This is a genomic window from Citrobacter sp. RHB25-C09 (genome assembly GCF_013836145.1).
Lineage (GTDB): Bacteria > Pseudomonadota > Gammaproteobacteria > Enterobacterales > Enterobacteriaceae > Citrobacter_A.
Map to the genome: position 1 here is coordinate 2,253,220 of NZ_CP057483.1, position 26,435 is coordinate 2,279,654.

The following is a 26,435-nucleotide window of genomic DNA, read 5'->3' on the forward strand; positions in this document are numbered from 1 at the left end:
GGGACGGGGTTTCGCAACTGCGAAACCCCGAACTCACTTAGTGCTTCACTAAATACATCGTGCGACTGTAAGCCACGTCCTCAGGGTTAAGGATGGGGTAACCTTTCAGCCACGGCTTGATTAAGCGGCCGTTGGTGTACTGATAAATCGGCGCAATCGGTGCCTGCTCCATCAGAATTTTTTCAGCCGCGTTGTAGTCGGCATTGCGTGCTTGCGCCGTGTTTTCCATCGTTGCCTGGGTAATGACTTTGTCATAGGCCGGATTGTTAAAACGGGAAATATTTCCCGAGTGCGTTGAGGTCAGCAGAGAAAGGAATGTTGATGGTTCGTTGTAATCCCCTACCCAGGAGGCGCGGATCACATCGAAATTACCGGTGTTACGGCTATCAATATAGGTTTTCCATTCCTGGTTTTGCAGCTTCACATCAACGCCCAGGTTTTTCTTCCACATCGACGCTACAGCGATGGCAATCTTCTGATGGTTTTCGGATGTATTGTATAACAGCGTCAGCTTGAGCGGTTTTTGCGGGCCGTAGCCCGCCGCACGTAATAACGTTTTCGCCTGTGCGTTGAGCTCTTCCTGGCTCATCTGCTCAAACGGTGAAGGTTCAGGTGTAAACCCGGCGGTCACGTCTGGGGTAAAATGCCAGGCCGGTTTTTCGCCCGTGCCCAGCACTTTCTCCGCCATAATGCGGCGATCAATCGTCATGCTTAGCGCCAGACGTACCCGGGAATCGGCAGTCGGGCCTTTCTGAGTGTTAAAGGCGTAATAATAGGTGCCCAACTGCGGAGGCGTATAAACCTGCCCTGGGATATCCTTCATCAACTTTTGATACATGTTTTTCGGGAAGGATTCGGTGATATCAATATCCCCTGCCAGATAGCGTTTGGTGGCGGAAGATTCCTGATTAATCGGTAGAAAGGTGACTTTTTGCAGCACCGTTTTCGCATTATCCCAGTAATGGCTGTTAGGCACCACGACCAGCTTCTCATTCACTACGCGATCTTTTAACACATAAGCGCCGTTACCCACCAGGTTGCCCGGTTTAGTCCACTCTTTACCGCTTTCCACATTGGCTTTTTGCACCGGATAAAAAGCAAAACTTGCTGTCAGATTGGCAAACCATGGCAGCGGCTTATCCAGTTGCACTTTCAGGGTGCGGTCATCCAGGGCAGTCACACCGAGTTTGTCCGGCGTTGCTTTGCCATCCACTATCGCCTGAGCATTAGTAATTCCCGCCAGCGCGGCAAACCAGGCAAAAGGAGACAGGGTTTTCGGGTCAACCAATCGTTGCCAGCTATAGACGAAATCCTGCGCGGTAACGGGCGTACCATCGGCCCATTTCGCGTTGTCACGCAGAGTAAACGTCCAGATGCGGTTGTCGTTGCTTTTCCATTGCGTCGCAACGCCAGGGATGATCTCCCCTTTTTCATTCTGATTAACCAGTCCTTCAAACAGGTCGCGAATGACTTGAATTTCCGGTAGGCCAACCGCTTTGGCCGGGTCGAGCGATGCGGGTTCATCCTTGATATGGCGAACCAGTTCCTGCTTCTCTGCCAGTACCGTTCCGCCGGGAACATCTGCAGCATAAGAGAGTGAAATGCTGCTAACCAACAGCGCGCAACAGGTTACTGAAACAGAGTGCTTCATACGATACCCTCAATCCGGTCATTAGACGTTTGCGTAATTATTTGTTTCACCTGAAAGAAATGCAATTACCTTACGGCAAAAAATTGATATTGCAGCTAAAAAAATGCGCTGACGAAAACGATTTGCTTATCCATAAAATTTGCACAACACTGCGAAGAAGAACTTCAGGATACAGAGACGCTTATGACACTTTCCCGTCCCCGTGCCGAACGCGGCGCATTTCCGCCAGGAACTGAACATTATGGCCGTTCACTGCTTGGCGCCCCGCTTATCTGGTTTCCGGCCCCAGCCGCTGACCGCGAAACGGGGTTGATTATCGCCGGCACCCATGGCGATGAGAATTCTTCGGTGGTGACGTTATCCTGCGCGCTACGCACACTAACGCCCTCCCTGCGCCGCCATCATGTGATCCTCGCCGTGAACCCGGATGGATGCCAGTTAGGACTGCGCGCCAATGCCAACGGTGTTGATCTCAATCGTAATTTTCCGGCAGCGAACTGGAAGCCTGGTGAAACGGTGTATCGCTGGAATAGCGCGGCTGAAGAGCGCGACGTCGTCTTGTTGACGGGAGATCACCCCGGTTCTGAACCAGAAACCCGGGCGCTGTGTCAGTTGATTCATCAGATTCATCCGGCGTGGGTTGTCTCGTTCCATGACCCGCTGGCCTGTATTGAAGACCCGGGCAACAGTGAACTCGGCGCATGGCTGGCGCAGGCGTTCGAACTGCCGCTGGTGACCAGCGTCGGATACGAAACGCCAGGCTCTTTCGGCAGTTGGTGTGCAGATCTCGACTTACCCTGCATCACCGCTGAGTTTCCGCCGATCTCCTCTGACGAAGCCAGTGAGAAGTATCTGCAAGCAATGTCCACGCTCCTGCACTGGCACCCTAAAGATGCAATTGCCCGGTCGTAAAGTGCAGCGCGGGTTCAACGTCAACGGCCAACCAGGTGGGGCCATCCAGGTCTGCAAAGCTAACGGACGGCGTTAGCGGTAACGCTGCGCTAATTGCCCGCGAGGTACAGAGCATACACCCCAGCATCAACGCGAAACCCTGCTCGCGCGCTTCTTTTGCCAGGGCCAGGGCCTCTGTCAGTCCCCCGGTTTTATCAAGTTTGATATTTACCATTTCATACCGCCCATGCAGCGCCTTCAGGCTGCTACGGGTATGACAACTTTCATCCGCGCAGACTGGCAAAGGGTGAACAAAATTCTCCAGCGCGGCATCATCCTGCGCCGGGAGCGGTTGTTCCAGCATCGCCACATTAAGATCGGCTAACAGCTGGCAGCGGGCAGCAAGCCCCTCGGCGCGCCAGGATTCATTGGCATCAACAATGATTGTTGCCTCCGGTACCGCTGAACGGATCGCCACCATCCGCTCGCTGATGAGCCGGTCATCCAGCTTCACTTTTAACAGTCTGGCTCCGGCCTCCCACAGGGCGGCTGCACTGCCCGCCATCTGCTCCGGCGTACCAATCACTACTGTCTGGGCGGTGGCAATTGTCTCGGGCAACGACACTCCGATATTTTCAGCAAGCGTTTGCTGCTGTTTTCGTGCACTTAAATCCCACAACGCACAATCCACGGCGTTGCGCGCAGCGCCTGCGGGTAGCAACTGTTGCAATTCTTCCCGGCTAAGCCCCTTTTCCAGTTGTGGTGCAATACTCATGATCTGAGCAAGGACCGAAGCATCGCTCTCACCGTAACGCGGATAAGGTGTGCATTCCCCGACGCCTTTAATGCCGTCTTCTTCCAGTTCAACCACCACGACACGCGCTTCACTGCGACTCCCACGAGCGATGACAAACGGAGTATGCAGCGGCCATGCTTCCTCATAAACCTTCACAGATCTCATTTTTTCTCCTCATGCAGTGACGTGGTCGATTGTGCGTTTTATAGAAATAGGGTTTGCCGTGTTATTGACTGTTGGCATAAACTAGCTGCGACGTTAACTATATGTAAACAGGAAGATAACCATGTCACAAACCGTTCATTTCCAGGGCAACCCGGTTGCTGTCGCCAATTCCATTCCTCAGGCGGGCAGCAAAGCGCAGCCTTTTACCCTCGTGGCAAAAGATCTGTCTGACGTCGCACTGAGCCAGTTTGCTGGCAAACGCAAAGTGCTGAATATTTTCCCAAGCATTGATACCGGCGTTTGCGCGGCATCAGTACGTAAGTTTAACCAACTGGCCACTGAAATCGAAAATACCGTCGTTCTGTGTATTTCTGCTGACCTGCCGTTCGCACAGTCCCGCTTCTGCGGTGCAGAAGGTCTGAGCAACGTAATCACCCTGTCGACGCTGCGTAATGCTGATTTCCTGAAAAACTACGGCGTTGAAATTACTGACGGTCCGCTGAAAGGCCTGGCTGCCCGTGCCGTCGTAGTGATCGATGAAAACGACAACGTTGTGTTCAGCCAACTGGTGAATGAAATCACCACCGAGCCGGACTATGAAGCAGCGCTGAACGTGCTGAAAGCGTAACAGAAAGAACCAGGTTCTTTTTGCCGGATGGCGCCTGGCACCTTATCCGGCCTACTAACGCATTAGCTCGTAGGCCAGACAAACGCAGCGCCATCCGCCCTCTTATTCTTCGCCCTTCTTCTGACTCAGACCGTATTCACGCAATTTATTGGCTATTGCCGTATGCGAGACGCCAAGCCGCTTAGCTAGCTTACGGGTGCTGGGGTAATTGCGATACAATTGTGTCAGTACCGACCGTTCAAAACGGCTGGTAATTTCATCGAGAGAACCTTCCATCGCATCCTCACCCACCGCGACCGTCGCGCCATCATAATCCGGCAATAAAATATCCTGTGGACGCAGTTCAAAGCCGTCGAGTTGCGTCAATGCACGATAGACCGCATTTTTCAGTTGCCGCACGTTACCCGGCCAACTGTAGCGGGTTAGCATAGTGGCTAAATCCGCAGACAGCTTGGGGCGTGGAACGCCCTGCTCATCGGCAAAGCGCGCAATGAAAAGCTCTGTCAGCGGCATGATATCCTGCGGGCAATCACGCAGCGGCGGCAGGTTCAGAGTCAGTACGTTAAGACGATAATAAAGATCTTCACGGAACAAACCTTTCTGCACCAGTTCAACAAGATTCTTTTGTGTCGCACAAATAACGCGCACATCGACATGAACCTCGTGATCTTCGCCGACACGACGGAACGTACCGTCATTCAGAAAGCGCAGCAGCTTAGTCTGCATTCGCGGAGACATCTCACCAATTTCGTCCAGCAGAACCGAACCGCCGTTTGCCTGCTCGAAGAAACCTTTTTTGCCCTCCGGCGCATGGCCAAACAGTTCGCTCTCGACAGCATCTTCCGGAATCGACGCACAGTTAAGAGCCAGATACGGTTTCCCGGCGCGCGGGCTGGCCTGATGGCAGGCATGAGCGAAAAGATCCTTCCCTGTACCGGTATCGCCGGTGATTAACAGCGGTGCACTGAGCATCGCCAGCTTGCGAGCCTGTTCGACAACGTGCTTCATTTTTGCACTGGTGGCAATAATCTGGCTAAAGGCGCTAACATCCTGGGAGGACAGATTTTGCAACTGCCGCCCCATCCGGATGGTAGAACGCAGCATCATCACGGCCCCGGTGAGCATCTGTTCGTCATCTTCCCCCTGCAGGTACACTGGGGTGGTTTCCATCAGGAAATTTTGACCATTAATCACGACATGTTCGTTGTGAGAGGCCTGCGGGTTGCCTTCCAGCCAGCGCTGGAAATTAAAGCCGCTGATCAGTTGAGCAGCCGTTTGATTGCGCATCCGCTCTGGGCTCAGGGCAAACAACTGACAACTTGCCGGGTTAGCCATCTCGATTTTGCCTTTCAGATCCAGCGAAAGCACAGGCTCTGGCAGCGCTTCCAACAGCGCGCTAAGCGCCAGATGTTCACGTTCTGAAGGCATCCACGGTACGGTGCGCACATCCGTAACGCCTGAAATGCGGCGAATTTCTGCCATAAGACTGCTGAAGTTCGTAAACTCCAGTTCTGCAAAATTGAGGTAGATTCGCCCGATGGGATCAATTTCGATACCGCGTAAATCAATACCGCGCAGCACCAGTAAATCGAGTAATTCGCGAGTCAGACCCAGTCGGTCTTCACAAAACACTTCCAGACGCATGGAGGGAACCTTCACCTGAATAATGGACTATAGATAAGATGATAAGCCATGAATGGAATGTCAGGAAGGATTCTGTCAACAAATATTGACAGCATGACGGAAAAATGGGCACTGTGGCGTAAAGTTACGCGGTCAGCGCCCATTTTGGTTTATTTTTCGCGCGGTGGCGTGTTCTTTTGCAGGGTTTCTTTGACCTGACCGATCAGCTGACGGCGGAAATCGCCGAGCCGCGGTTTGTCATCATCAATCCACGGCAAGGGACGGCAGAGTTCCATAGCTTTGATACCCAGACGCGCCGTTAGTAGTCCAGCTCCGATCCCCTGCGCGGCGCGAGTGGATAAGCGCGCCGCGAGATCCTGTGACATCCAGTCCATTCCCACTTCCCGCACCAGTTCACTGGCGCCAGCAAACGCGATATTAAGCAGCACCAGGCGAAACAGACGCAGACGGCTGTAATAACCCAGTTCGATGCCATAAAGCGTGGCAATGCGGTTGATCAACCGCAGATTGCGCCAGGCGATAAATGCCATATCCACCAGCGCCAGCGGGCTGACAGCAATCATTAACGTCGACTCAGCAGCAGACCGGCTAATCTCGCGCCGCGCCTGCGCATCCAACACCGGCTGAACCAGATGCGCATACAAGCCAACGACTTCGCGGTCGTTCTGCGTTTCATGAATCGAAGCATACCAACGCTGTAAGGCCGGATGCGATTGGTCAATACCCGCCTGCTGGGCAAGTTTTTCGCAAAATGCGCGGCCTTTGCCGGCACCATGGCTGTGAAGCAGTTCCCGGGCCTCATCACGCTCGTGCGCGCGCTGGCGCAGACGCCATAAACGACGCCACTCCGTTGCTACCGACCCCACGCCCGCACCGATAATCAGCGCTCCCGCCGCACATCCCCCCAGCGCGACCCAGTCCTGCGTCTGCCAGGCGTTCATTGTCCACTGAACGCCCTGACCCACGACGCTTGCACCAAATAATGCCAGCCCGCCCATCACCATTTTGCGCCACAGACTGCGCTTCGGACGCAGCGCCGCATCGATCACCGCTTCGGCCTGCCCTTCGTCTTCCAGCGGTTCATCAATTTGAGCGGGTGCAAAAGTCTGCGCTTGCGCATCGTTGAACGTTTGCTGTGCTTTAAAGGCCGGGTTTTGCTCAACCTCCAGCGGACCGGCGAAATCAATGCGCGGTTTTAACGGCTCGCTCATCGCAATTTATCTCCTATTAAAAACTCCAGCGCGGCATCGATGCGAATATGCGGCAACGGTTTGTCGACGTCCATTTTTTGCGGACGAAATGCCTCGAACTGAAAGCCCTGGCTATCCCAGAATGCCTGTCCTGGCAACCGCGCAGGAACTTCGCCGGGATAGACCGTCAGCGGTGTGCCATCGCTCAAGCGGTTTCCACGCAATGCCGGGATCTTCTCGCCATTGACATCAATCAGCCCACTGGTGGTGGCCTGTACGGAAGCCAGCCCCAGGCAATCCATACTAATCCCTTCGAATGCGGCGTTTTGCCACGCATCCTGGATCAGCTGTTGCAATAGCGACACCATGTTGGCGTGTTGATCGATGGTGACGTGATCGGCCTTGGTAGCCGCGAACAGCAGCTTATCAATGACCGGAGAGAACAGCCGGCGAAACAGCGTCCGCTGACCATAATGGAAGCTTTGCATCAGTTGGGTTAGCGCCAGGCGCATATCATTGAACGCCTGTGGCCCGCTGTTGAGCGGTTGCAGGCAGTCCACCAGCACAATCTGCCGATCAAAGCGCAGGAAATGGTTCTTATAGAACCCCTTAACTACCTTGTCGCAATAGTAGTTAAAGCGTTCACGCAGCATTCCGGCGTTGGTATGTTTATCTGCCTGCGCCAGTTTCGATTCTCCCCACGCGTCGACGTCCGGCCAGGGGAAAAATTGCAGCGCCGGTGCGCCTGCCATATCGCCAGGCAGAACAAAGCGTCCTGGCTGGATAAAGTGCAGCCCCTGTTGTTTGCACTGGTGCAGGTAGTCTGTCCAGGCGGCGGCTATGTCCGCCAGCCGGTTTTCGTCTGCCGGCGCTAGTGGGTCCAACCCCTCTGAGAGCTGTCGCCATTTTGCCGACCATTCCGCCCGCTGCCCGGTTAACAGTCCGGTCATCTGCCGGGACCAGCTCAGATAGTCCTGCGCCAGCATTGGCAGGTCTAACAACCATTCACCAGGATAATCGACAATTTCCAGATACAGCGTGGACGTCTCTTTGAAGTGACGCAGCAGTGAGTCATTGGATTTGTACCGCAGCGCCAGACGTATTTCGCTGACGCCGCGTGTGGGTGTTGGCCAGGTTGGCGGGTCGCCATACAGTTGTGCCAGCCCTTCATCATATGTAAAACGAGGAATGCCGAAATCCCGCTGCGGGACGCGTTTTACCCCGAGCAAGCGCTCCTCGCGCACTGCGCTCAGCAGCGGCAGTCTCGCACCCGCGTGGATATTCAGCAGTTGATTAACCATTGCGGTGATAAACGCCGTTTTCCCGCTACGGCTAAGGCCTGTGACCGCGAGGCGCAGATGCCGGTCAACCCCACGATTAACCAGCGCATTGAGTTCGTTGGTGAGTCTCTTCATCGCCATCCCGTTATGCCTGAAGACCAGAGAAAATTATAACGTATACGTATGATGTGGGGTCAGGGAGTTGATAATCAACCGCTTTGGCGGTAGATACAGATGTTAAAATACCAGGTTAAGCTGGGGTTGCTCGCTCCAAACGGGTAGTTTTGAGGGATAATGGCTATTAAATATATAATTTCTTTTATTCACACGTAAGGGTTACCCCATGACGTTGCACATCCGACAAGCAACATTAGCCGATTCAGTATTACTCAATGCACTTGGCAATAGCATCTATCCCGCGCACTTTAAGCATTTGTGGAAGTCGGTGTCGGAAATGAACGATTACCTGAAGAGCGAATATTCACTTTCTGTGCTTGAGAAAAGCCTGATGGATGGAAATACAAGCTGGTACATCGCAGAAACTGCGCGGCCGTTGGGTTATGTGAAACTGACATGGGAAGCGACAATCCCTGATACCCTTCTTCACGGAGTTCTTCTTAACAAGCTATACCTTGCTCCGACGAGTACGAGTCAACAGTACGGCCAACAGATGTTCAGTCGAGTTATCGATCTCGTCCGAAGCAACACGAAGGATTTTTTATGGCTGGAGGTGCTGGAACAGAACGAACGTGCGTATCGATTCTATGAAAAACAAGGTATGAAGTTCATCAAGGACGTTGTGTTCGAGACGGCATCCCAGCGAAGTGTACTTAAGGTTATGGGGATGCGTATTTGAGTGGGTTTTGCGTAAAGTGGGCTGGAGGCTATTTTCTGGCCGGTTTGTGCCAGAAGCGAACATAGCGAAGTGCAGCGGCAACGTTGCTCGTAGGTCTTTTGGTGTGAATTAACACATTTTCTTGTCTTATGTATTATTGCTGGATTTACATTATTAAGAATCAAAAAAGAAAACCCAACAGAAAACTCAGAAATAATTCACCCAAAAACTTAACAATTAAAATATTAAGGTAACACCACATAATATTGGGATGTTTTTGTTTTTCATAGACGAAGATTTACATATCATGATATAATATCACTGGCAAATACGCAGGTAATTAACCTGCCAATTATGTAAATAAATTTTCGGGGAGATGACTCCAGTGGGACGTAAGTGGGCCAACATTGTTGCCAAAAAAACGGCTAAAGACGGTGCAACGTCTAAAGTATATTCAAAATTCGGTGTGGAAATCTATGCTGCAGCTAAACAAGGTGAACCAGACCCTGAATTAAACACCGCTTTAAAATTCGTTATTGAACGTGCGAAACAAGCACAAGTTCCCAAACACGTTATTGATAAAGCCATTGATAAAGCCAAAGGCGGCGGCGATGAAACGTTCGTGCACGGGCGTTACGAAGGCTTTGGTCCCAGTGGTTCAATGGTTATCGCTGAAACCTTAACTTCCAATGTCAACCGTACGATTGCTAACGTCCGTACAATTTTCAATAAAAAAGGTGGAAATATCGGCGCGGCAGGTGCTGTCAGCTATATGTTTGACAATACTGGGGTGATTGTATTTGAAGGCACAGACCCCGATCGTATTTTTGAAATTTTGCTTGATGCTGAAGTTGATGTCCGTGATGTCACCGAAGAAGAAGGTAACATCGTTATTTATACTGAACCTACAGACCTTCATAAAGGAATTGCAGCGCTTAAAGCCGCTGGAATTACTGAATTTTCAACGACAGAATTAGAATTGATTGCTCAATCAGAAGTTGAACTTTCACCAGAAGATTTAGAAATCTTTGCGGGTCTTGTTGATGCCCTTGAAGATGACGAAGATGTTCAAAAAGTCTATCATAACGTGGCAAATCTCTAATTATATATTAAAGGAATCTGTCATTACGGCAGATTCCTTTATATTATAAACTCCTCACCTCAGTGGATTAGAGTTTTCACAAAAGCTGAACGCACATTTTCATACAGCGTGTCTGAAAGCATTAAATTGTCCCAGACAGTATTATGATCGGCACCTGGAATAAGCATAAGTTTTTTTTGACGGCAGCGAGACGCTGAGAAAAACAGTTTTTCGGGTATCTCAGCAGGAATCACTGAATCATTTTCGGCAGCAATAATAAGTATATCTCCGGTAAATTCCGCAGCAATATCCCACGCATCCGTTTGTTCCCAATTTCGATCTTTACGTATGATTGCTGAAAAATCAGGGCCAAACTTAACCTTATAGGCAGGCATTGAGTAGACACCGGGTACCATGAGGATCAGGGACTGAAACCGAACCGTTCTAGTTAGTTGAAGTGCGTTATAGGCTCCCATACTTACGCCCATACACCCTGTGATAGCGATTTCCTGCGAGGCAAGCACCGCCTCAGCCTGCAACGTACGGCTAAATAGCGAGGATTCGTGCAGTTCTCCCCCCGTTTCACCGTGGCCTATGAAGTCAAATGTCGTCGTTCCGATGCCTGACGCATCAAGAAGCGCGCGATATTTATTGAAAACCGTCCGATCTTTACCGCCACCATGGAGCATCAATACATGCCCATTGTTCCCAAATGTACTTTCGGCTGAAATCATTTTGTTCTGAAACGGTACCTGGAAGGAGAGAATGGAAATCATCTTTGTTTTCAAAATGGAATGAGTAGTTTTTTGTTTTATCAGACCATAAAGCACCGCACAATAGACGCCAATGACAGATAATGCGCAATCTCTCGATTTTTCCTGTAAGTAGACCATGCTCATTATGCGCGTTAACGCAATGAGTATGCGATACAGGTCGATCGTACTCATTTAAACTCATCATGCCCTCTTAATAACAGGAGAACACCATGCTCGAACTTCGCCCTAACTGTGAATGCTGCGATCAAGATCTGCCGCCAGAATCAGAAAAGGCATTTATCTGTTCGTTCGAGTGTACCTTTTGTATTGATTGCGTGACAGTTCAATTCAACGGCAAGTGCCCAAACTGCGGGGGTGAATTAGTGCGGCGCCCAATACGCCCAGAATCCGCTCTCTTGCGGCATCCTGCGTCCACTTTGCGCCGCTATAAGTAATAGCGCTACGTATTAGAAGAAGGCCGCACCGAAGATGCGGCCTTCTGCATCAGACTACCAGTTCAGGCATTTGCTCTTTCACAAACGCTAATACCTTTTCTGCGTCGAGAGACGCAAAGGGTAGACTTTCAACGATGGCAATGGGACGAGAGTCTCCGACAATTTCTTCAATTTCACTCATCTTGTATTGAATGTGTGGCGTAATGAGAAAACCATCAAAAGCGGGAGCCACACTGGCAAAATTATCCAGTCCCACTGCGCTGATAATCAGATGGTCGCCCTTTTTATCTGCCAATAACTGCATCTTTTTGGCGAGAGAATTTGCGGTATTGCCGAACAAACAACATATCAGTAACTTTTTCATTTTTTACCCCCTGAGAAATGTTCACAGAATATTCCTCATGCAGTACATAAAATGAGCGCTACGTCTTGTTTGGATGTTAATTATTAGCAGGATTAATATAATAACGACGCCACGAAAGCCCTGGAACATGAGCAAATCGTAACGGCGCGGAGGCTGATGACGAACTGTTGTCTGATGGCGCTGCGCTTATCAGGACTACCGCGTTCCGCATTCTGAGATTTTACGTATAATGTCCCTTCTATACGATCTGGCGATTGCTTCAGCTATTCATATGAATCTCAATATTTTTTGTTACTTACTACTCGCCTGCGCGGTACTCGGCAGCATTTTTACGCCGCACCCTATTGTCATAGGGTGCCTGCTTGTCAACGTTCTGACGCTGGTAATTTACGGACTGGACAAAATGGCCGCGCGTAAAGCCTGGCGCAGAGTACCAGAATCTACGTTGCTCATGTTTGGGCTTGTGGGTGGTTGGCCTGGTGCAATTTTGGGTCAGCAACTTTTTCGCCATAAAACACAAAAGCAGCCGTTTAAAATCTACTTTATCGTCACTGTGGTGTTAAATATTTCAGCAATGGTGGCGATTTATCAGTTTTTACCATTTACACAACACTGATGGACGGCTTGATGTTTAATACCTTCCGCATTGATCGCGTATCTGGAGCCTGATGGACAATAACAGGAAATTGACCACGTACTTGTAAATAGACCCGTTTTAGTTCCAGGCATTTTTTGAGATCCCGGCCAAATAATGGTGTTGTCGATATTCCTCTGGCGTCATATTGTTCAGTGATTCATGCGGGCGTTCACAGTTATATTCTGACACCCATCTTTCCGTGATTTCCCGCACTTCATTCAGCGTTCTGAACAGATAAAAATCGAGTATTTCTGTACGGTATGTTCGGTTAAAGCGCTCAATAAAAGCGTTCTGCGTCGGCTTACCCGGCTGAATAAATTCCAGTTTTACTGCATGTTGCTCTGCCCATTCAGCAAGTACAAGTGAGATAAATTCCGGACCATTATCCATGCGTAGCATGACCGGATAGCCGCGATTTGCCGCGATCCTGTCGAGTACCCGGACGACGCGAAGAGCTGGCAGATTCAGATCGATTTCAATCGACAACGCCTCACGGTTAAAGTCATCAACGACATTGAACGTGCGAAAACGACGGCCACAGACCAGGGCATCATGCATAAAATCGACAGACCAGCTCTGGTTCAGCGCTTCCGGTGTGGCCAGTGGCGAGGGATTACGTACTGGCAACCGTTGTTTGCCTTTACGGCGAAAATTCAGTTTCAGCAGACAATAAATACGATGGATCCTTTTGTGATTCCACGGGTATCCCTGCCGCCGCAGAACCTGGAAAAGTTTTGGAAAACCGTACCGTGGGTATCGCTCTGCCACTGCCTGCAACGCGACAATAACGGGTTCGTCACGTGTGGTATCCGGACGGTAATGGTAAACCGTTCTGCTCAGGTTAAGACTCCGGCAGGCCTGACGGATACTGAGTCCAAATGTCGTTATCAGATGAGTGACCAGCTCACGCTTAAAGGCTGGTTTTAAAGCTTTTTTTCGATAACGTCTTTCAGCGCCCGGTTCTCAAGGCTCAGGTCGGCAAACATCTGTTTGAGACGCCGATTCTCGTCCTCAAGATCCTTGATCTTTTTAATATCAGAAGCCTCCATGCCGCCGTATCTGGACTTCCAGTTAATGGGATGGACTACCTCCTTCCTCTGCGGTTAACTGTACGAAATGTGCTCAGCAGGAGAATCACCATGAATATCGTATATCTGGGTATCGATCTGGCTAAAAATGTTTTTCAGCTTTGTGGGCTAAACCAGGCCGGTAAGCCGGTTTATTCAAAACGCACTGGTCGAAAAGAATTACTTCAGACAGTGGCGAATATTCCGGCCTGCCTGATTGGTGTCGAAGCATCCACAGGGGCATTTTACTGGCAGCGTGAGTTTGAAAAACTGGGGCATAACGTAAAGGTCATCAGCCCCCAGTATGTAAAGCCCTTTGTCCGTGGGCAAAAAAATGACGGTAATGATGCGCAGGCCATCGCAGTGGCTCTGATGCAACCGACAATGCAGTTCGTGCCGCCAAAAAGCCCGGAACAGCAGGATATCCAGGCTTTGCACCGGGCAAGGCAGCGTATTGTTAATCACCGCACTGCGACCGTTTGTCAAATCAGGGGACTGCTGCTTGATCGGGGAATAACTATCGGCGCGGCAGTTTCAAGAGTTCGTCGTGCCGTTCCGCTGATCCTTGAAGATGCAGAAAACGGGCTAAGCGCCCGTATGCGCAGAACGATTGCAGAGCTCTATGATCTCTTTAACGATCTTGAGCGTCGTATTCATTTTTTTGATAAAGAAATTGAAACAGTATTCAGGCAATCAGAAGCCTGTCAGCGTATTGCCAAAGTGAAAGGCATTGGCCCTAAAACGGCCACGGCCGTTGTTGCTGCGATTGGCAAAGGAACTGAATTTAAGAATGGTCGTCACTTTGCTGCATGGCTGGGTCTGGTTCCACGCCAGCACTCGAGTGGCAACAGGCAAGTTCTCATGAATATGACGAAAAAAGGCGACAAGCATCTGCGGACACTTTTTATTCATGGTGCCCGCGCTGTCGTCAGAGTTGCCACGAATAATAATGATGGATATCTGAATCAGTGGGTTAACCAGTTAAAGGAACGTCGCGGATTTAATAAAACTACCGTGGCGGTCGCTAACAAAAACGCGAGAATAATCTGGTCGATGCTGAGAAATGATACAGAATATCAGGCCGTGGGAAGTTAATCCCTGTCAGCAAAAGTTGCAGCGTACTGAGAAATGGTGACAGGTTGCACCTGCACAATCGGAACCTGATTTTTATACTGGCCTCAGAGGCCGTCCAGTTGTTGAGGCGATTGTGTGCGGATTACCCATTTGGGCACAGGTTTTCCTGATGCCGGATAGATGTAGTAGGTGGCTTCAGATATACCGGCCACCCGGCAGACATCCTTAACAGTTCGTCCGGCTTCAACCGATTTAATTACGGCAATGATCTGATGCTCAGTAAAACGGGCTTTACGCATAGCGATCTCCTTTGTTGGCAGATTGATTATGCCGGAGGATCTCTAAATGTGAATGGCACGATTATGCGGGATACTTACAGTCAAGTACTGCCCCTGAAAACGCAGGTTCTCTTCCTCATCTCCGGCTTCCCGCGCTGTGCCTCCCCATGCCCGCGTCACCCCCTCCCAGCGGATGTCACCCTTCTCATCCGTCAGCCGCTCCGGCATGCCGTTCGGCTGACAGTGATACCAGCGGTAACGGGTTTCCTTGCCCTTTCCCTCCACCCTCACCAGCGGCGTGTGGCTGTTCTGGTCCTCATACACATACAGCCTTGTCCTGCCGTCCTGCTCCTCCGACAGCAGCCGTAATCCCTCCCACACAAAACGTGTCCCGCTCACGACAGGCGGGTCGAGGTCGCGCAGCGCGCCCGGCACCCAGCTTTCCACCCGCTTTTCCGTGCGCCGGCCCAGCGCATCGTAACGGTAACGGATACCCGGTTATGCCGCACCGGCCCCTCACTTTCCGTGATGTTTCCCGCCGGGTCGCAGTAAAACTGCTCTGCCGGCAGCACGCCCTGTCGCGCCTCACGCAGATGACCGGCTTCGTCGTAACGGTAATGCCGTTCCCGCCACGGGTCGGTGATTTCCCGGTTCTCCACCAGGTTGTGCCGCATGTCGTACTGCTGCCGCCATTCCCGTTCAGCGCGCAGGGGGCGGCTTTCCCTCAGTACGCTGGTCTCCGACACCCGGCCGAGGCGGTCATACCGCCGCAGGCTGAACAGCGCCCCCTGCGTACGCCGGGTTTCCCGGTGCAGCGCGTCGCGGCTGAACTCGCACAGCACCAGGCCGTCCAGCGCCGTCTGCAGCAGGTGTCCGCTGCCGTAGTAATGGTTTCTCAGCTTCCGTCCGTCGGGCAGTCCGGTCACCGTGCGGTTAGCGGGTCAGCGCCCCGTCGAACCCGCGCTCTTCAAGCAGACGGCCGTCCGGCCCCGGGACAAACTGCCAGCGTTCGCCGTTTTCGTTACATAACCCGACCAGCCGTCCCCGGCTGTCACGATGGCGGGAAACCACCCCGCCGCGGGGGTCGCGCCGGTATACCAGCCAGCCGGTCCCGTCATAGCCATAGCGCGTCTCCGCTCCGTCCGCCGTACGGTGGCGCACCGGTAAGCCCCGTTCATTGTATTCCACCCGCTCATACCAGCCTTCCGCGCCACTTATCTCCAGCACGTTCCCTGACGGGTCATATTTTCTGCGCCAGCACTCACCCGCCGCATCGCGAATTTCATCCAGCCGGTAGCGTTCATCATAGTGGTAACAGGTTCTGTTACCGGAACAGTCCAGCGCCTCCGTAATCTGCCCGCGGCGGTTATAACTGAAACGCTGTAGAACGGCGCCGCTGCCGTCCTGCACGGCGATAACCTGCCCGCAGGCATCACGTTCCCGTTTTTCACACTTTCCTTCCGGCCCGGCGATTTCCGTCAGGCCGTGACATCTGTCGTAGCCATAAAGGTACAGTCCTCCGCCCGGCAGTTTTACACTGGACGGGAGTGCGCGTTCCGTCAGCCACGTCGTCAGCGTCACATTTCCCGGCGGATCGTATTCTTCTGTCAGATTCCCTGCGGCGTCATAACAGTACCGCCAGCGGTTACCTTCCGGGTCGCGACTTTCCGCCAGCAGCCCCAGACTGTTCCAGACATAATGCCAGTCCCCCCCGGCCTCATCGGTATAGCGGACCGGCAGGAATTCCGCATTCCAGTAATGCCGGCGTGTATATCCCTGTTCCGTGGTGACGGTCGTCGTCTGCGCCTGCAGATCGTAATTCAGCACGCTGTGTTCACCGGCACTGGTGAACTGTTCAACCACCCGCCAGTCGTCAGACTTTTGCCAGCGGTATTCACAGCGCAGCCCCCCGGGTAACTGATGCGCCGACAATAACCCTTCCGGCGTCCATTCAAACCGGCGGCAGACCCGGTCACAGGCGTCAACCACGCCAGTGAGGAAGCCGTGAACATCATAGTGATACTGCACCAGCAGGTGCTCCCCTGCCTCCTCCTCTTCATGCTGTCCGGTCACGCGGGTCAGACGCTGCGGATGGCGGGGATCTTCATAGTACAGGCGCACCCGAAGCGTCTCTTCCGTGTCCGCCAGCGCCGACAGACGTCCCGATGCATCATATGTCAGCATCAGTCCGTTACCGTATTCGTCACTCAGGCTGGCCAGCTTCAGCACGCCAGGCTCCCGCGGCTCAGGGAGATACAGTCGCCAGACGCTGCCGTCCGCATCACCAATCACGACCTGCCCCTTTCCGCCACGGGCGATAATCAGTCCTTCATCCGCATAAAAATCCTGCACGCCGGAAGCTGGCGGTACAAAACGCAGCTCCCTTCCGCTCAGATCGTGAAAGCAGTAGTGTTCATCTTCTGTAGTGATAAACGTTTCGAATTCCGTCCGCCATCCCGGGCCAGAGAGCCCTTCATGGTGGTTACGACTGTTATAGACCCGCTGCCAGACGAGGGGGAAGCGTGCCGGTAGTGAAAAATCCCGATCGTCTTCATCCGCCAGAACCTTGGCACCCGTGGCGGCATGAACCGGGAAAGACGTTGCCTGGACGGCGTCGCCAAGCTTACTGCCCAGTATGCCTGCACCCGCCATCGCCAGCATGCAGGGAAGCTCTTTGATTATTTTTCTGGGATTACCCGTCAGCAGAGAAAGCGCCATGGTCACGAGTTCAAGCCCCGGCAGTTTCCCGCTTTTTATCGGGCGGACCACCAGAGGAGGTCCCCCGATAATGACATCCGGAGAAACTTCCGTGCTGACCGTTGCGCCGCAGGTGGTCCTGTCTTTGCCCCGGACGGCGGGTAAATCATTGATGGCAACGGAAGCGGAGCCTTCAGCAAGATACTGTTCAGGCCAGTGCCTGTCGCAAATGACTTTGTCAACACCAGACGGAACCACGGATGCTGACGGCTCTTCCACTGTCGGATCAATCAGCTGAGACAACAGAGTATCGCCGGCGCTGAGCAACATCGCGGCGTAGTCCCACACGGACTTCGCTTTCTTCTCCTGCTCTTCGTTTAGTTTTTCCTGCGCCGCTTTTTCCGTCGTGGTCATCAGACGTCCCGCAGCCCGGGCGGCAGCAAGATTATTCGTCAGGACATTTTCGGAGCCGGTGCTGATAACACCGGAAGGCGACGGAGGGAAGAGCATATTCGCCAGGTCGCTGCAGCCCTGGCTGATGGTTTCCGTCAGACCGGCAGCGCTTATCATCAGACCCGCGATCATGCCCGAGACGGCACAACTGCTGCCTACTGCTGTGGCGGTGGCTGCCGCCCCGGCCATACCCGCTCCCGCCAGTACCGGCGCAGCAGCTACAGCCACGCCTGCCACAATGGCACCGGCGGCGGCATAAACGACACCTTCAAACGCAACGGAAGCGATATCGGCCAGGGCACTGGTATGAATGATCTTATCACTCACACGGGCGGCAAAATTGTCTCCCATCGCGATCACCCACCCCGGACAGACAGTTTAAGATCCTGTTTCAGGCGATCGCGGTACAGCAGGTCATTTCTACTCACCGATCCGGGGATAGTCTGGGTTATCACCAGTAGTGAAACACCATCCGACAGTAATAACGCCAGCTGCCACTGGTGGAAAACTGTACCAGAGCGTTGCCAGGTACAGCAGGTTTCTCTGGCCGGGAGTTCCGGCGCGTCAGGCAGAACAATATTCTCGCGGGAAGTGATATCAAGATCTTCCGCCAAAGGCCTGAACTGCTCCCACTGGGCATCCAGTTCATCATCCAGACTACGCCCGTGAGCACATGTTCCTTGTACAGGCATGATATAAAAACATCCTTATCTCAACGGAAATGAGATCAAATCCACTCTTATTGGTAGTAGAAATGCCTGACTCATATTAAAGAGTAAATAAAAGCATAAAAAAGCATTCAGCTAATCAATAAAATACCCACTCGCAGTGTTTTGCATTATTAACACCCTGGACTTAACAATACAAACCGGCATGATTTTATTATCTAATTTAAATGCGTTCTTTCTGTGACTTCTTTCACGTTACTTTACCCTGAAAAATTATTTTTCGCCCAATTTATTCTCAAAAAAAACACTCATAAACCTGGAGCTAGAAATTATATTCACACATCACCCTCAGGTATTGATAGCAATAGCGAATAATTGAACGAGGCGAATAAATATTTTTAACATGGTAAAGCTATATTTATTTCCCCAGTGAATTGAAAAGTCCTTTTTATCTACTGGTGAGGATTGCCTGAACTGCTGTAACAGCTCGGTCAAGTGTTCAGAATAGACGACCGCCTATCCGACGTTAGGGGCTTCCAAACTCACCCGAAAAAAGGAACGATCGTTTTGAAAAAATCATGCCAGGCTGTTGATAATCAACCCTGTTGTGTTGTCAACCGCCGGTTAACTCCATAAGATGTGTGCCATTAACTCTCTGATGGAGTTCCAGATTCATGTCCCCCACTATTTATGATATCGCTCGCGTCGCGGGCGTGTCGAAATCGACAGTGTCTCGCGTGCTGAATAAGCAAACCAACATCTCGCCGGAAGCGCGGGAGAAGGTGCTGCGGGCCATCGATGAGTTGCAGTATCAACCTAACAAACTGGCTCGCGCCCTGACCTCCTCCGGCTTCGACGCCATCATGGTGATATCGACCCGTTCGGCCAAAACCACCGCCGGCAATCCCTTCTTCTCCGAGGTGCTCCATGCCATCACGGCCAAAGCGGAAGAAGAAGGTTTTGACGTTATTCTGCAAACCTCGCGCAGTACCGAAGATGACCTGCAGAAGTGCGAAAACAAAGTTAAGCAAAAGATGATTAAGGGCATCATTATGCTTAGCTCGCCTGCCGATGAGTCATTCTTTTCCCGACTGGATAAGTACGATATTCCGGTGGTGGTGATTGGCAAAGTCGAAGGCGAATACAATCACGTTTATTCTGTTGATACCGATAATTACCGCGACAGCATTGCCCTCACCGATGCCTTAATCAATAGCGGACATCAGCATATTGCCTGCTTGCACGCACCGCTGGATTATCATGTTTCTGTTGACAGGGTTAACGGTTATAAAGCCAGCCTGGCAGCGCACCAGCTAAGCGTACGCCAGGAATGGATTATCGACGGTGGATATACCCACGAGAGCGCGTTATGCGCGGCGAGAGAGTTACTAAGCCAGAGCCCATTACCCGATGCAGTATTTGCGACAGATAGCTTAAAGCTGATGAGTCTGTATCGTGCGGCTGCCGAACTGAATATTGCGATTCCAGAACAGCTCGCGGTCGTGGGCTATAGCAATGAAATGCTGTCGTTTATTTTAACGCCACCGCCTGGCGGTATTGATATTCCGACGCATGAACTCGGTGAGGCAAGCTGCGGTCTGCTGTTTAATCTGATTCGCGGTAAAACGGGTCAGGAGAACATGATTGTTAGTACGCACATTAGCCTGGCGGGGTCGCTGGCGTAATGCCTGACTGCCTGATGGCGCTGCGCCGGTCAGGTCTGCGGCACAGAAGGAATAACGGGGCATAATTATGCCCCGCCACAGTTAAAAGGCGTAGTTCACGCCGACACCCGCGTAATGGAATTTATCGCTTTCACCTTCATCATGATCTTCCCATTCAAAGGCATATTCGAGAGTCATCGATAAACCATTCTGGAAGTCATAGGCATACAACATCCCCAAGCGATTAAAATCATGTCCTTCACGCTCGATATCATCCTGCCAGTCCCAGTTGCTCCAACGGTCAAGACCAATACGTGTGTACGGGGTTAACGTGGTGTTCCCTAGCGCAATCGGTAAATACGCGCGAATTTCCTGAGTAGAGAATTCACCGTTGTTGCGCGACTTGTCGAGGTTAAATCCGCGCTCAAGGTAGTAATTGGCTACCGCGGAGAACGTCTCGTTAAGGGTGTAGGTAAAGCCGGTTTCCGTCTCAACGCGACTGTCAGCATAGCCGGTGGTATTCAGGTCGTTGACGAACTGATACAGAGACAGCCAGCCGCCGAACCGCAGGTCGTCCGTCAGCTTAACATTCCAGTCCGGCGCCACTTTCCAGCGCTGCATATTAGCCGTGTCTTTACCAGGTTCATCGACATAATGGTAGCCGTAGTTACGAAAGCCACCCGTTAAGCCGAAACTGACATCATCGCTTTCCAGAAACTGATAATGAACCTCCAGTTCGGGACGATCGAACCAGGTGCCGCGTTTACCTGCGCTATAATCAACCGGGCCTTCCTGGTAGTAGGCAAGAGAAATTCTCCATGGCCCATTGGCGGCATTAAAATAGACAGAAGGTTCGGCCAGTCCGTCCATATCTTCGCCATAGCCTTCGACGTTTTCTATTTCGTACATGGCGCCAATGTTAAAATGCCAGTCATTATTTTCAGCAGCCTGCGCGCAGGCCATCCCCGCGCACATGATTAGCGCAGTAGAGGAAAGTAAGGTTTTCATTTTTATTCCTTATTAAAATACAGATAAATAAAATGCTGCTAGTGCCGGGGAAAACATTCCCCGGTCAGTTTTTTGTTATATGGCAAATTCCGTTTCTGCGTCGAAGAAATGGCATTTCGCCATATCAAAATGAATGGTGATATTTTCTCCTGCATGATAATCATTTACGGCCCCGGCACGTACCACCAACTCGTGCCCCCCAATAGTGGTGTAAAGCATAAATTCTGCGCCCGTCAGTTCCGCGACGCTGATTTTTGCCGCCACGCTATTTTCATTGTTTGAATCAGGATGAATATCCTCGGGACGGATCCCCATAACGATCGCTTTATGCTCGTATCCCTTCGCTTTTAATACCGCTAACTTATCTTCCGGAATCGTTAATTTAAGCGTTTCGGTAACAAACTTATTTCCGTCGATCGCGCCGCGAATAAAATTCATTGCCGGAGAACCGATAAAACCGGCGACGAACATATTTGCCGGCTGGTTATACACCTGTTTTGGTGCCCCAACCTGCTGAACAATGCCGTCTTTCATGATCACGATCCGCGTTGCCATGGTCATTGCTTCGGTCTGATCGTGAGTGACGTAAATCATGGTGGTGTTCAGCTTTTGATGCAGTTTGCTGATTTCCGCGCGCATCTGGACGCGCAGTTTTGCATCGAGGTTCGAAAGCGGTTCGTCCATCAAAAACACGCCCGCTTCGCGCACGATGGCGCGCCCCAGCGCCACGCGCTGACGTTGACCACCAGACAATGCCCCCGGTTTACGCTTCAGGTACTCGCGTAACCCCAGAATTTGCGCTGCCCAATTGACGCGTTCGTCGATAATTTTTACGTCGATCTTTTGCATCTTCAGACCGAACGCCATGTTGTCGTAAACGGTCATATGCGGGTACAGCGCGTAGTTCTGAAATACCATCGCGATATTACGCGCCTTCGCCGGGACGTCGTTCATCCGTTTGCCGTCGATCAGCAGATCGCCGGCGCTGATCTCTTCCAGACCGGCAATCATGCGCAGCGTGGTCGATTTACCGCAACCTGACGGGCCGACGAAAACGATGAACTCTTTGTCTTCTATCTCCAGGTTGAAGTCTTTCACGACATGAACCTGGTTGTCGTAAATTTTCTGGATATGCTGCAACGAGAGCTGTGCCATGTTGATTCCTTTACTTGTCGTGTTGCCAGAAAGCCGATAAGCACGGCCACGTCAGAAATTCGGTTGTCGGTAGCAGAAGCCCCGCTCCCGTTAAGGACGAACCGATACCCACAGAGCGCATTCCGCAGGCGTTGATTGCCTCGATACCTGCCTGCGCGTCTTCAATGCCAATGCACGCCTCCGGCTGCACGCCAAGCCCACGACAGGCGGCAATGAAGATCGCCGGGTCCGGCTTTGAACGTGCGACCTGCTCTGCATCGGCGCAGTAATCGAAAAAGTCAGCGATCTCCAGCGCCTGTAAAATGGTTGGCGCATTGAGCGATACCGACGCCAGGCCGATGCCAATTTGCTGTGCCCGCAGATCACAAAGGAGTTGACGAATGCCCGGCAGGATCGACTCAACGTTCAGATCGCGTAGCGAATGCACATACAGCGCATTTTTGCGCGCAGCCAGAGCCTCACACTCCTGCTCACCGAAGGCCTCCGCTTTCCCACCGTGGCGCAAAATTCGGCGCAACGATTCCTGACGGCTTATGCCCTTCAGGCTGTCATTGAAAACCTCGTCGATTTCGACCCCAATGTCAGCGGCGATTCGCTGCCATGCCTGGAAGTGCAGGTGTGCGGTGTCAGTAATGACACCATCTAAATCAAAGACAACGGCCTGTGGTTTCATTCACCCTCCTTGTGGCTGGTAGCGGTCCCATTGCTGGGCATAATAAAATCGCGCAATGCAAAGGTCTGTTCACCTGAAATCGTCAGTTGGCTTCCATTCATGTACAGCGTCACCGGCAGTGAGCTTTTGACGATCGCCGTCTGACGACTCAGTGAAATCAGCATCTCACTTCCCTGCCAGCGCAGCGGGAAACGCAATTGCTGCCAGCCTTGCGGTAAAGCGGGATTAAGGTGTAACTGCCCTTCATGTACGCTCAAACCGGCAAAGCCCTGAATTGCGCCCAGCCAGATAGCCCCCGTCGCCGCTGCGTGTATGCCGTCATCACAGCTATGCGGATCGTCGCCAAGGTCAATCAGTGTTCCTTCATGCCAGTATTGATACGCCTGTTCCGCGTCTGTGCAGCGCGCGGCGACAATACCGTGAATAGCTTTACTCAGCGAAGAATCATGAATGGTGCGTGGCTCATAAAAGTGCAGGTTCGCCATGCAGACATCCCGGGAAAATAGTTCCGGCAGCATATAGGTGAGCATCACAACATCGGCCTGTTTCAGGATCTGCATCTCGTTGACTTCTGCGCGCGAATAATCCAGCAGGATGGTTTGTTTGCCCGCTTTTGCTTTGTACGGTGTGAGATCAATCGACGGCTTGCTGAGAAACGAGTCATCCTGCGGCAGTACACCATCTTCTCCCACAGCTGGTCGCCAGAGATGCTGAAGAAAATAGTCGGCGCGACTGAGAAACGCGTCGTCCGTACAGCCGAAACGACGCGCAAAGTGCAGCGCCTGGGTGACGTTGTAATGCGCCATATAATTGGTGAAGGCGTTGTTATTCACATGCTCGGTGTATTCGTCCGGGCCGATAACATCGTGGATTTCCAGGCGACCATTCACCTCTATTGTGCGACTGATCCAGAACCGTGCCGTTTCCAGCAATAGCGTTAACCCTTCCCGGCGCATGAACTGTTCATCACCGGTTGCCTGCCAGTAGGCGACAATTGCCCAGGCGATATCCGCGACCAGATGGTGTTCCGCCAGCGCGGACGCAACCTTTTGCCGTAGCCCGGTGCGAATGTTGATCGCCGCAAATTCCGGCGTCTCTTCTTCACCGCTTCTGGCGCTTTCCCACGGAAATAGCGCGCCCTGCCAGCCGTTGCGGCGCGCCTTTTCACGCGCGCCCGGCAGGTTGTGCCAGCGGTAGCGCAATAAGTTCCGTGCAACAGTTGGCTGTGTAAAAAGATGGAACGGCAGTAAAAAGACTTCAGTATCCCAGAAGATATGCCCCTTATAGCCTTCGCCGGTTATGCCCTTCGCGCCAATGCTGCTGCGTTCGTCATGGGCGGGGGTCATCGTCCGCAGATGGTAAAGCGCATAGTCCAACGCACGCTGATCGGCTTCGTTGTCGCTTTGCACTTCGACCCGGCAACGCTGCCACCAGTCTTCCCAATTTTGGGCAGACTTCGCCATCAGGGTGTCGTACCCCTGAGTGGCGCATTTTTCCAGCGCCTGACGCCCCTGTCTGGCCCAGGTGTCCAGCGAAACGTCGCGTCCACATGTCCATTCCACCCATGTCAGCTTCTCCAGAGTCAGACGTTCTCCCTGTTTGACCTGCGCACTGTTGTGCTGCAAAAGCCGACGTTCTTTTGCCGTAAAGCAGGACTGGGCATCACCAGCGATCTTACACCAGGTTGTGATAGCGATATCGTTGCGGCCATCCTGAGTGGTGTAGATCCCTTGCAGCAAATGCTGGCCGAACACCCGCACCTGCCGTTCATCCAGATGCTGTCTGCCGTGGTTGGTGATGGTTGCGTCAATACCAGTGGAAATTGACACCGTTGCATCTGCATCGAGCGGCGTGATCGACAATTGCAGCCCCATCAGCGGTAGCTGCACTGCAGAGACAAAGCGACGGCTTTCGATAGCGAAACGTGCGCCATCCGGAGCGCGCCAGATCACCGAGCGCTGCAATTCACCGCTGGCGAAATTAAGCACTCGCTGCCAGCGTTCAGACGTACCGCTGAGTAGAGAAAAATGGGTGCCATTCAGTTGAATGTCGACGCCAATCACATCCGGCAAATTGACGATTTCGTTAATTTCACCTTTGCCTGCCCGATGATATAACCCGGCAAGATACATGCCGCGTGTTTGCTGGGTATAAGCCTCTTCATGCGTGGCGCGGATCCCCAGATAGCCATTGCCTGTCGCCATAAGAGAAGCGTACTTATTCAGGCTATGCGGGCAAAAAGCCGCTTCGGATAACAACTCTGGCTTACTCATAATTCAATACACATCCCTGTTTCGGCGGATTGGTACAACGCAGCAACCAGTTGCTGAATCACAAACCCCTGCTCCGCATCCGCGATCGTGACCGGTTCGCCCTGAACATGGTTCACGAATGCCTCCATGCTGCGATAATGGCGATTGTCGTCCGCATGCTCTCGCTGGGCGAGCATCTCCAGCTCACCGTTGCGATCGGTATACACCTGCGCCGGGAACAGCGTTGCGCCCGCTTTATCGCCACAGAAACTCACGTTCATTATTGATTGTTCTGGAATATTCAGTGCAAACGAAGTTTCAAGTCGAAGAATACTCCCGTTATGAAATTCAATGGTGCCGAAGAGCGAATCCTCTACGGTGTAGGTTGACGGATCCCACTTACCGAACTGGCCGTTATTTTTCTGCGTACCAATTTTCTGGAAGCTGTGCGCGGTCACCCGTTTCACCAGCGGGAAGCCCAGCACATACATCGCCGCATCCAGCATATGTACACCAAGGTCGATCAGCGGACCGCCGCCCTGAAGTGCTTTATTGGTGAACACTCCCCAGCCGGGAACACCGCAGCGACGCAGCGCGCGGGCGTTGGTCACATAGATCTCGCCCAACACGCCCGCCGTCACCTGTTCACGCAGCAGTTGCGTATCAAGCGCAAAGCGATGATGGAAATCGTAGGCCAATACTTTCCCCATGCGGCGGGCGGTGTTGCACATCTCCAGCGCCTGTTCTGGGGTCATGGCCGGTGGCTTCTCGCACATCACGTGACAGCCCGCTTCCAGCGCCAGCATGGTGTGCTCAAAGTGAAAACGGTTGGGCGAACACACGCTAACGATGTCCGGCTTTACGCTTTGCAGCATTTGCTGCGGATCGTCCCAGACCTGCGCATGACCGTATTTCTCTGCCAGCGCCTGAGCCTGAGACAGGCGGCTGTCACAGACAGCCACCAGTTCCAGATCGTCGCGGGTGCAGTAGTACGAAGCATGAACCTTATCCGCCACTTGTCCTGCGCCAATAATGGCGACACGCAGCGGCGAGCTTGTCAGTGCACTTTTCACG

The 26,435-nt window shown here is 52.3% G+C and carries 24 protein-coding genes and 2 pseudogenes; 8 read left to right on the top strand and 18 right to left on the bottom strand.

From position 1 onward, the window contains the following. Positions 1–37: 37 nt before the first annotated feature. Positions 38–1,651 (bottom strand): murein tripeptide ABC transporter substrate-binding protein MppA, encoded by a 1,614-nt coding sequence (gene mppA / locus HVY19_RS10465; protein WP_181680546.1) that lies wholly within the window; start codon positions 1,649–1,651, stop codon positions 38–40. A 183-nt stretch (positions 1,652–1,834) separates the two neighbouring features. Here mppA and mpaA point away from each other — a divergent pair, with 183 nt between their 5' ends. Continuing rightward, positions 1,835–2,563 (top strand): murein tripeptide amidase MpaA, encoded by a 729-nt coding sequence (gene mpaA / locus HVY19_RS10470; RefSeq protein WP_181680547.1) that lies wholly within the window; start codon positions 1,835–1,837, stop codon positions 2,561–2,563. Here the strand turns inward: mpaA and ycjG are convergent. Then, positions 2,538–3,503: an L-Ala-D/L-Glu epimerase gene (ycjG, locus tag HVY19_RS10475; RefSeq protein ID WP_181680548.1), complete on the bottom strand. Its 966-nt coding sequence runs from the start codon at positions 3,501–3,503 to the stop codon at positions 2,538–2,540. The two genes, mpaA and ycjG, sit on opposite strands and share 26 nt — an antisense overlap. A 121-nt stretch (positions 3,504–3,624) precedes the next feature. On the opposite strand from ycjG, the gene tpx reads away from it, so the two are divergent. After that, positions 3,625–4,131, top strand: a complete 507-nt coding sequence (gene tpx / locus HVY19_RS10480; RefSeq protein ID WP_181680549.1) for a thiol peroxidase — start codon at positions 3,625–3,627, stop codon at positions 4,129–4,131. 102 nt (positions 4,132–4,233) lie between these two features. On the opposite strand, the gene tyrR is transcribed toward tpx, so the two are convergent. The 3 genes from tyrR to HVY19_RS10495 all read right to left on the bottom strand — a co-directional run bounded on the left by tyrR (position 4,234) and on the right by HVY19_RS10495 (position 8,380). Next, positions 4,234–5,775, bottom strand: a complete 1,542-nt coding sequence (gene tyrR / locus HVY19_RS10485) for a transcriptional regulator TyrR (RefSeq protein ID WP_181680550.1) — start codon at positions 5,773–5,775, stop codon at positions 4,234–4,236. A 149-nt stretch (positions 5,776–5,924) separates the two neighbouring features. After that, the gene (locus HVY19_RS10490; protein WP_181680551.1) at positions 5,925–6,986 is read right to left on the bottom strand and encodes a YcjF family protein; all 1,062 of its coding nucleotides are present in this window, start codon (positions 6,984–6,986) and stop codon (positions 5,925–5,927) included. Continuing rightward, on the bottom strand, positions 6,983–8,380 hold the full coding sequence (locus tag HVY19_RS10495) for a YcjX family protein (RefSeq protein WP_181684260.1): 1,398 nt from the start codon (positions 8,378–8,380) through the stop codon (positions 6,983–6,985). Before HVY19_RS10495 ends, HVY19_RS10490 begins: the two co-directional genes overlap by 4 nt. 208 nt (positions 8,381–8,588) lie before the next feature. On the opposite strand from HVY19_RS10495, the gene HVY19_RS10500 reads away from it, so the two are divergent. Together HVY19_RS10500 and HVY19_RS10505 are read left to right on the top strand one after the other, a co-directional pair. Further along, positions 8,589–9,101: a GNAT family N-acetyltransferase gene (locus tag HVY19_RS10500; RefSeq protein ID WP_181680552.1), complete on the top strand. Its 513-nt coding sequence runs from the start codon at positions 8,589–8,591 to the stop codon at positions 9,099–9,101. Between the two features lie 364 nt (positions 9,102–9,465). Continuing rightward, positions 9,466–10,182: a YebC/PmpR family DNA-binding transcriptional regulator gene (locus HVY19_RS10505; protein WP_181680553.1), complete on the top strand. Its 717-nt coding sequence runs from the start codon at positions 9,466–9,468 to the stop codon at positions 10,180–10,182. Between the two features lie 59 nt (positions 10,183–10,241). Here HVY19_RS10505 and HVY19_RS10510 read toward each other — a convergent pair whose 3' ends face one another. Continuing rightward, complete coding sequence (locus tag HVY19_RS10510; RefSeq protein ID WP_181680554.1) at positions 10,242–11,108, bottom strand: alpha/beta hydrolase; 867 nt, start codon at positions 11,106–11,108, stop codon at positions 10,242–10,244. Between the two features lie 38 nt (positions 11,109–11,146). Between HVY19_RS10510 and HVY19_RS10515 the strand changes: the two genes are divergently transcribed. Next, positions 11,147–11,371: a DUF1272 domain-containing protein gene (locus HVY19_RS10515; RefSeq protein ID WP_181680555.1), complete on the top strand. Its 225-nt coding sequence runs from the start codon at positions 11,147–11,149 to the stop codon at positions 11,369–11,371. Positions 11,372–11,420: 49 nt separating this feature from the next. Here HVY19_RS10515 and HVY19_RS10520 read toward each other — a convergent pair whose 3' ends face one another. Beyond that, the gene (locus tag HVY19_RS10520) at positions 11,421–11,735 is read right to left on the bottom strand and encodes a PTS cellobiose transporter subunit IIB (RefSeq protein ID WP_181680556.1); all 315 of its coding nucleotides are present in this window, start codon (positions 11,733–11,735) and stop codon (positions 11,421–11,423) included. 271 nt (positions 11,736–12,006) lie between these two features. Here HVY19_RS10520 and HVY19_RS10525 point away from each other — a divergent pair, with 271 nt between their 5' ends. Further along, positions 12,007–12,351: a DUF1294 domain-containing protein gene (locus tag HVY19_RS10525; protein ID WP_181684261.1), complete on the top strand. Its 345-nt coding sequence runs from the start codon at positions 12,007–12,009 to the stop codon at positions 12,349–12,351. A 99-nt stretch (positions 12,352–12,450) separates the two neighbouring features. Here HVY19_RS10525 and HVY19_RS10530 read toward each other — a convergent pair. Beyond that, positions 12,451–13,445 (bottom strand): annotated as a pseudogene (locus HVY19_RS10530) (IS3 family transposase); the annotation flags it as partial. 66 nt (positions 13,446–13,511) lie between these two features. Between HVY19_RS10530 and HVY19_RS10535 the strand changes: the two are divergent. Next, positions 13,512–14,534: an IS110 family transposase gene (locus HVY19_RS10535; RefSeq protein ID WP_181680557.1), complete on the top strand. Its 1,023-nt coding sequence runs from the start codon at positions 13,512–13,514 to the stop codon at positions 14,532–14,534. Positions 14,535–14,695: 161 nt separating this feature from the next. On the opposite strand, the pseudogene HVY19_RS10540 reads toward HVY19_RS10535, so the two are convergent. The 5 genes and pseudogenes from HVY19_RS10540 to HVY19_RS10560 all read right to left on the bottom strand — a co-directional run. After that, a pseudogene (locus HVY19_RS10540) lies at positions 14,696–14,812 on the bottom strand (transposase); the annotation flags it as partial. A 42-nt stretch (positions 14,813–14,854) separates the two neighbouring features. Next, positions 14,855–15,238 carry an RHS domain-containing protein gene (locus tag HVY19_RS10545; RefSeq protein ID WP_181680558.1) on the bottom strand — a complete coding sequence of 128 codons (384 nt, stop codon included), beginning with the start codon at positions 15,236–15,238 and terminating at the stop codon, positions 14,855–14,857. After that, positions 15,187–15,717: a hypothetical protein gene (locus HVY19_RS10550; protein ID WP_181680559.1), complete on the bottom strand. Its 531-nt coding sequence runs from the start codon at positions 15,715–15,717 to the stop codon at positions 15,187–15,189. The genes HVY19_RS10545 and HVY19_RS10550 overlap by 52 nt, the downstream gene beginning before the upstream one ends. 7 nt (positions 15,718–15,724) lie before the next feature. Next, a complete protein-coding gene (locus tag HVY19_RS10555) occupies positions 15,725–18,292 on the bottom strand; it encodes a DUF6531 domain-containing protein (protein ID WP_181680560.1) in 2,568 nt (855 codons plus the stop codon). 5 nt (positions 18,293–18,297) lie between these two features. Continuing rightward, complete coding sequence (locus HVY19_RS10560) at positions 18,298–18,633, bottom strand: DcrB-related protein (protein ID WP_181680561.1); 336 nt, start codon at positions 18,631–18,633, stop codon at positions 18,298–18,300. Positions 18,634–19,283: 650 nt separating this feature from the next. Here HVY19_RS10560 and HVY19_RS10565 point away from each other — a divergent pair. Further along, positions 19,284–20,294 (top strand): LacI family DNA-binding transcriptional regulator, encoded by a 1,011-nt coding sequence (locus HVY19_RS10565; RefSeq protein WP_181680562.1) that lies wholly within the window; start codon positions 19,284–19,286, stop codon positions 20,292–20,294. An 81-nt stretch (positions 20,295–20,375) separates the two neighbouring features. On the opposite strand, the gene HVY19_RS10570 is transcribed toward HVY19_RS10565, so the two are convergent. From HVY19_RS10570 to HVY19_RS10590, 5 genes are all read right to left on the bottom strand, one after another. Next, on the bottom strand, positions 20,376–21,281 hold the full coding sequence (locus HVY19_RS10570) for an OmpG family monomeric porin (RefSeq protein ID WP_181680563.1): 906 nt from the start codon (positions 21,279–21,281) through the stop codon (positions 20,376–20,378). Between the two features lie 75 nt (positions 21,282–21,356). Further along, positions 21,357–22,436 carry an ABC transporter ATP-binding protein gene (locus tag HVY19_RS10575; RefSeq protein WP_181680564.1) on the bottom strand — a complete coding sequence of 360 codons (1,080 nt, stop codon included), beginning with the start codon at positions 22,434–22,436 and terminating at the stop codon, positions 21,357–21,359. Between the two features lie 10 nt (positions 22,437–22,446). Then, the gene (pgmB, locus tag HVY19_RS10580) at positions 22,447–23,109 is read right to left on the bottom strand and encodes a beta-phosphoglucomutase (protein ID WP_181680565.1); all 663 of its coding nucleotides are present in this window, start codon (positions 23,107–23,109) and stop codon (positions 22,447–22,449) included. Continuing rightward, positions 23,106–25,382, bottom strand: coding sequence for a glycoside hydrolase family 65 protein (locus HVY19_RS10585; protein ID WP_181680566.1), 2,277 nt, complete (start codon positions 25,380–25,382; stop codon positions 23,106–23,108). The genes pgmB and HVY19_RS10585 overlap by 4 nt, the downstream gene beginning before the upstream one ends. Beyond that, positions 25,379–26,434, bottom strand: a complete 1,056-nt coding sequence (locus HVY19_RS10590) for a Gfo/Idh/MocA family oxidoreductase (protein WP_181680567.1) — start codon at positions 26,432–26,434, stop codon at positions 25,379–25,381. Before HVY19_RS10590 ends, HVY19_RS10585 begins: the two co-directional genes overlap by 4 nt. Position 26,435 lies beyond the last annotated feature (1 nt).

Coding starts and splice junctions, on each gene's coding strand:
- HVY19_RS10560 (WP_181680561.1), bottom strand. CDS start 18,633: ATGCCTGTACAAGGAACATGTGCTCACGGGCGTAGTCTGGATGATGAA.
- mpaA (WP_181680547.1), top strand. CDS start 1,835: ATGACACTTTCCCGTCCCCGTGCCGAACGCGGCGCATTTCCGCCAGGA.
- mppA (WP_181680546.1), bottom strand. CDS start 1,651: ATGAAGCACTCTGTTTCAGTAACCTGTTGCGCGCTGTTGGTTAGCAGC.
- pgmB (WP_181680565.1), bottom strand. CDS start 23,109: ATGAAACCACAGGCCGTTGTCTTTGATTTAGATGGTGTCATTACTGAC.
- HVY19_RS10575 (WP_181680564.1), bottom strand. CDS start 22,436: ATGGCACAGCTCTCGTTGCAGCATATCCAGAAAATTTACGACAACCAG.
- HVY19_RS10500 (WP_181680552.1), top strand. CDS start 8,589: ATGACGTTGCACATCCGACAAGCAACATTAGCCGATTCAGTATTACTC.
- HVY19_RS10525 (WP_181684261.1), top strand. CDS start 12,007: ATGAATCTCAATATTTTTTGTTACTTACTACTCGCCTGCGCGGTACTC.
- HVY19_RS10515 (WP_181680555.1), top strand. CDS start 11,147: ATGCTCGAACTTCGCCCTAACTGTGAATGCTGCGATCAAGATCTGCCG.
- HVY19_RS10585 (WP_181680566.1), bottom strand. CDS start 25,382: ATGAGTAAGCCAGAGTTGTTATCCGAAGCGGCTTTTTGCCCGCATAGC.
- HVY19_RS10555 (WP_181680560.1), bottom strand. CDS start 18,292: ATGGGAGACAATTTTGCCGCCCGTGTGAGTGATAAGATCATTCATACC.
- HVY19_RS10490 (WP_181680551.1), bottom strand. CDS start 6,986: ATGAGCGAGCCGTTAAAACCGCGCATTGATTTCGCCGGTCCGCTGGAG.
- HVY19_RS10495 (WP_181684260.1), bottom strand. CDS start 8,380: ATGAAGAGACTCACCAACGAACTCAATGCGCTGGTTAATCGTGGGGTT.
- HVY19_RS10520 (WP_181680556.1), bottom strand. CDS start 11,735: ATGAAAAAGTTACTGATATGTTGTTTGTTCGGCAATACCGCAAATTCT.
- HVY19_RS10565 (WP_181680562.1), top strand. CDS start 19,284: ATGTCCCCCACTATTTATGATATCGCTCGCGTCGCGGGCGTGTCGAAA.
- tyrR (WP_181680550.1), bottom strand. CDS start 5,775: ATGCGTCTGGAAGTGTTTTGTGAAGACCGACTGGGTCTGACTCGCGAA.
- HVY19_RS10570 (WP_181680563.1), bottom strand. CDS start 21,281: ATGAAAACCTTACTTTCCTCTACTGCGCTAATCATGTGCGCGGGGATG.
- ycjG (WP_181680548.1), bottom strand. CDS start 3,503: ATGAGATCTGTGAAGGTTTATGAGGAAGCATGGCCGCTGCATACTCCG.
- tpx (WP_181680549.1), top strand. CDS start 3,625: ATGTCACAAACCGTTCATTTCCAGGGCAACCCGGTTGCTGTCGCCAAT.
- HVY19_RS10535 (WP_181680557.1), top strand. CDS start 13,512: ATGAATATCGTATATCTGGGTATCGATCTGGCTAAAAATGTTTTTCAG.
- HVY19_RS10510 (WP_181680554.1), bottom strand. CDS start 11,108: ATGAGTACGATCGACCTGTATCGCATACTCATTGCGTTAACGCGCATA.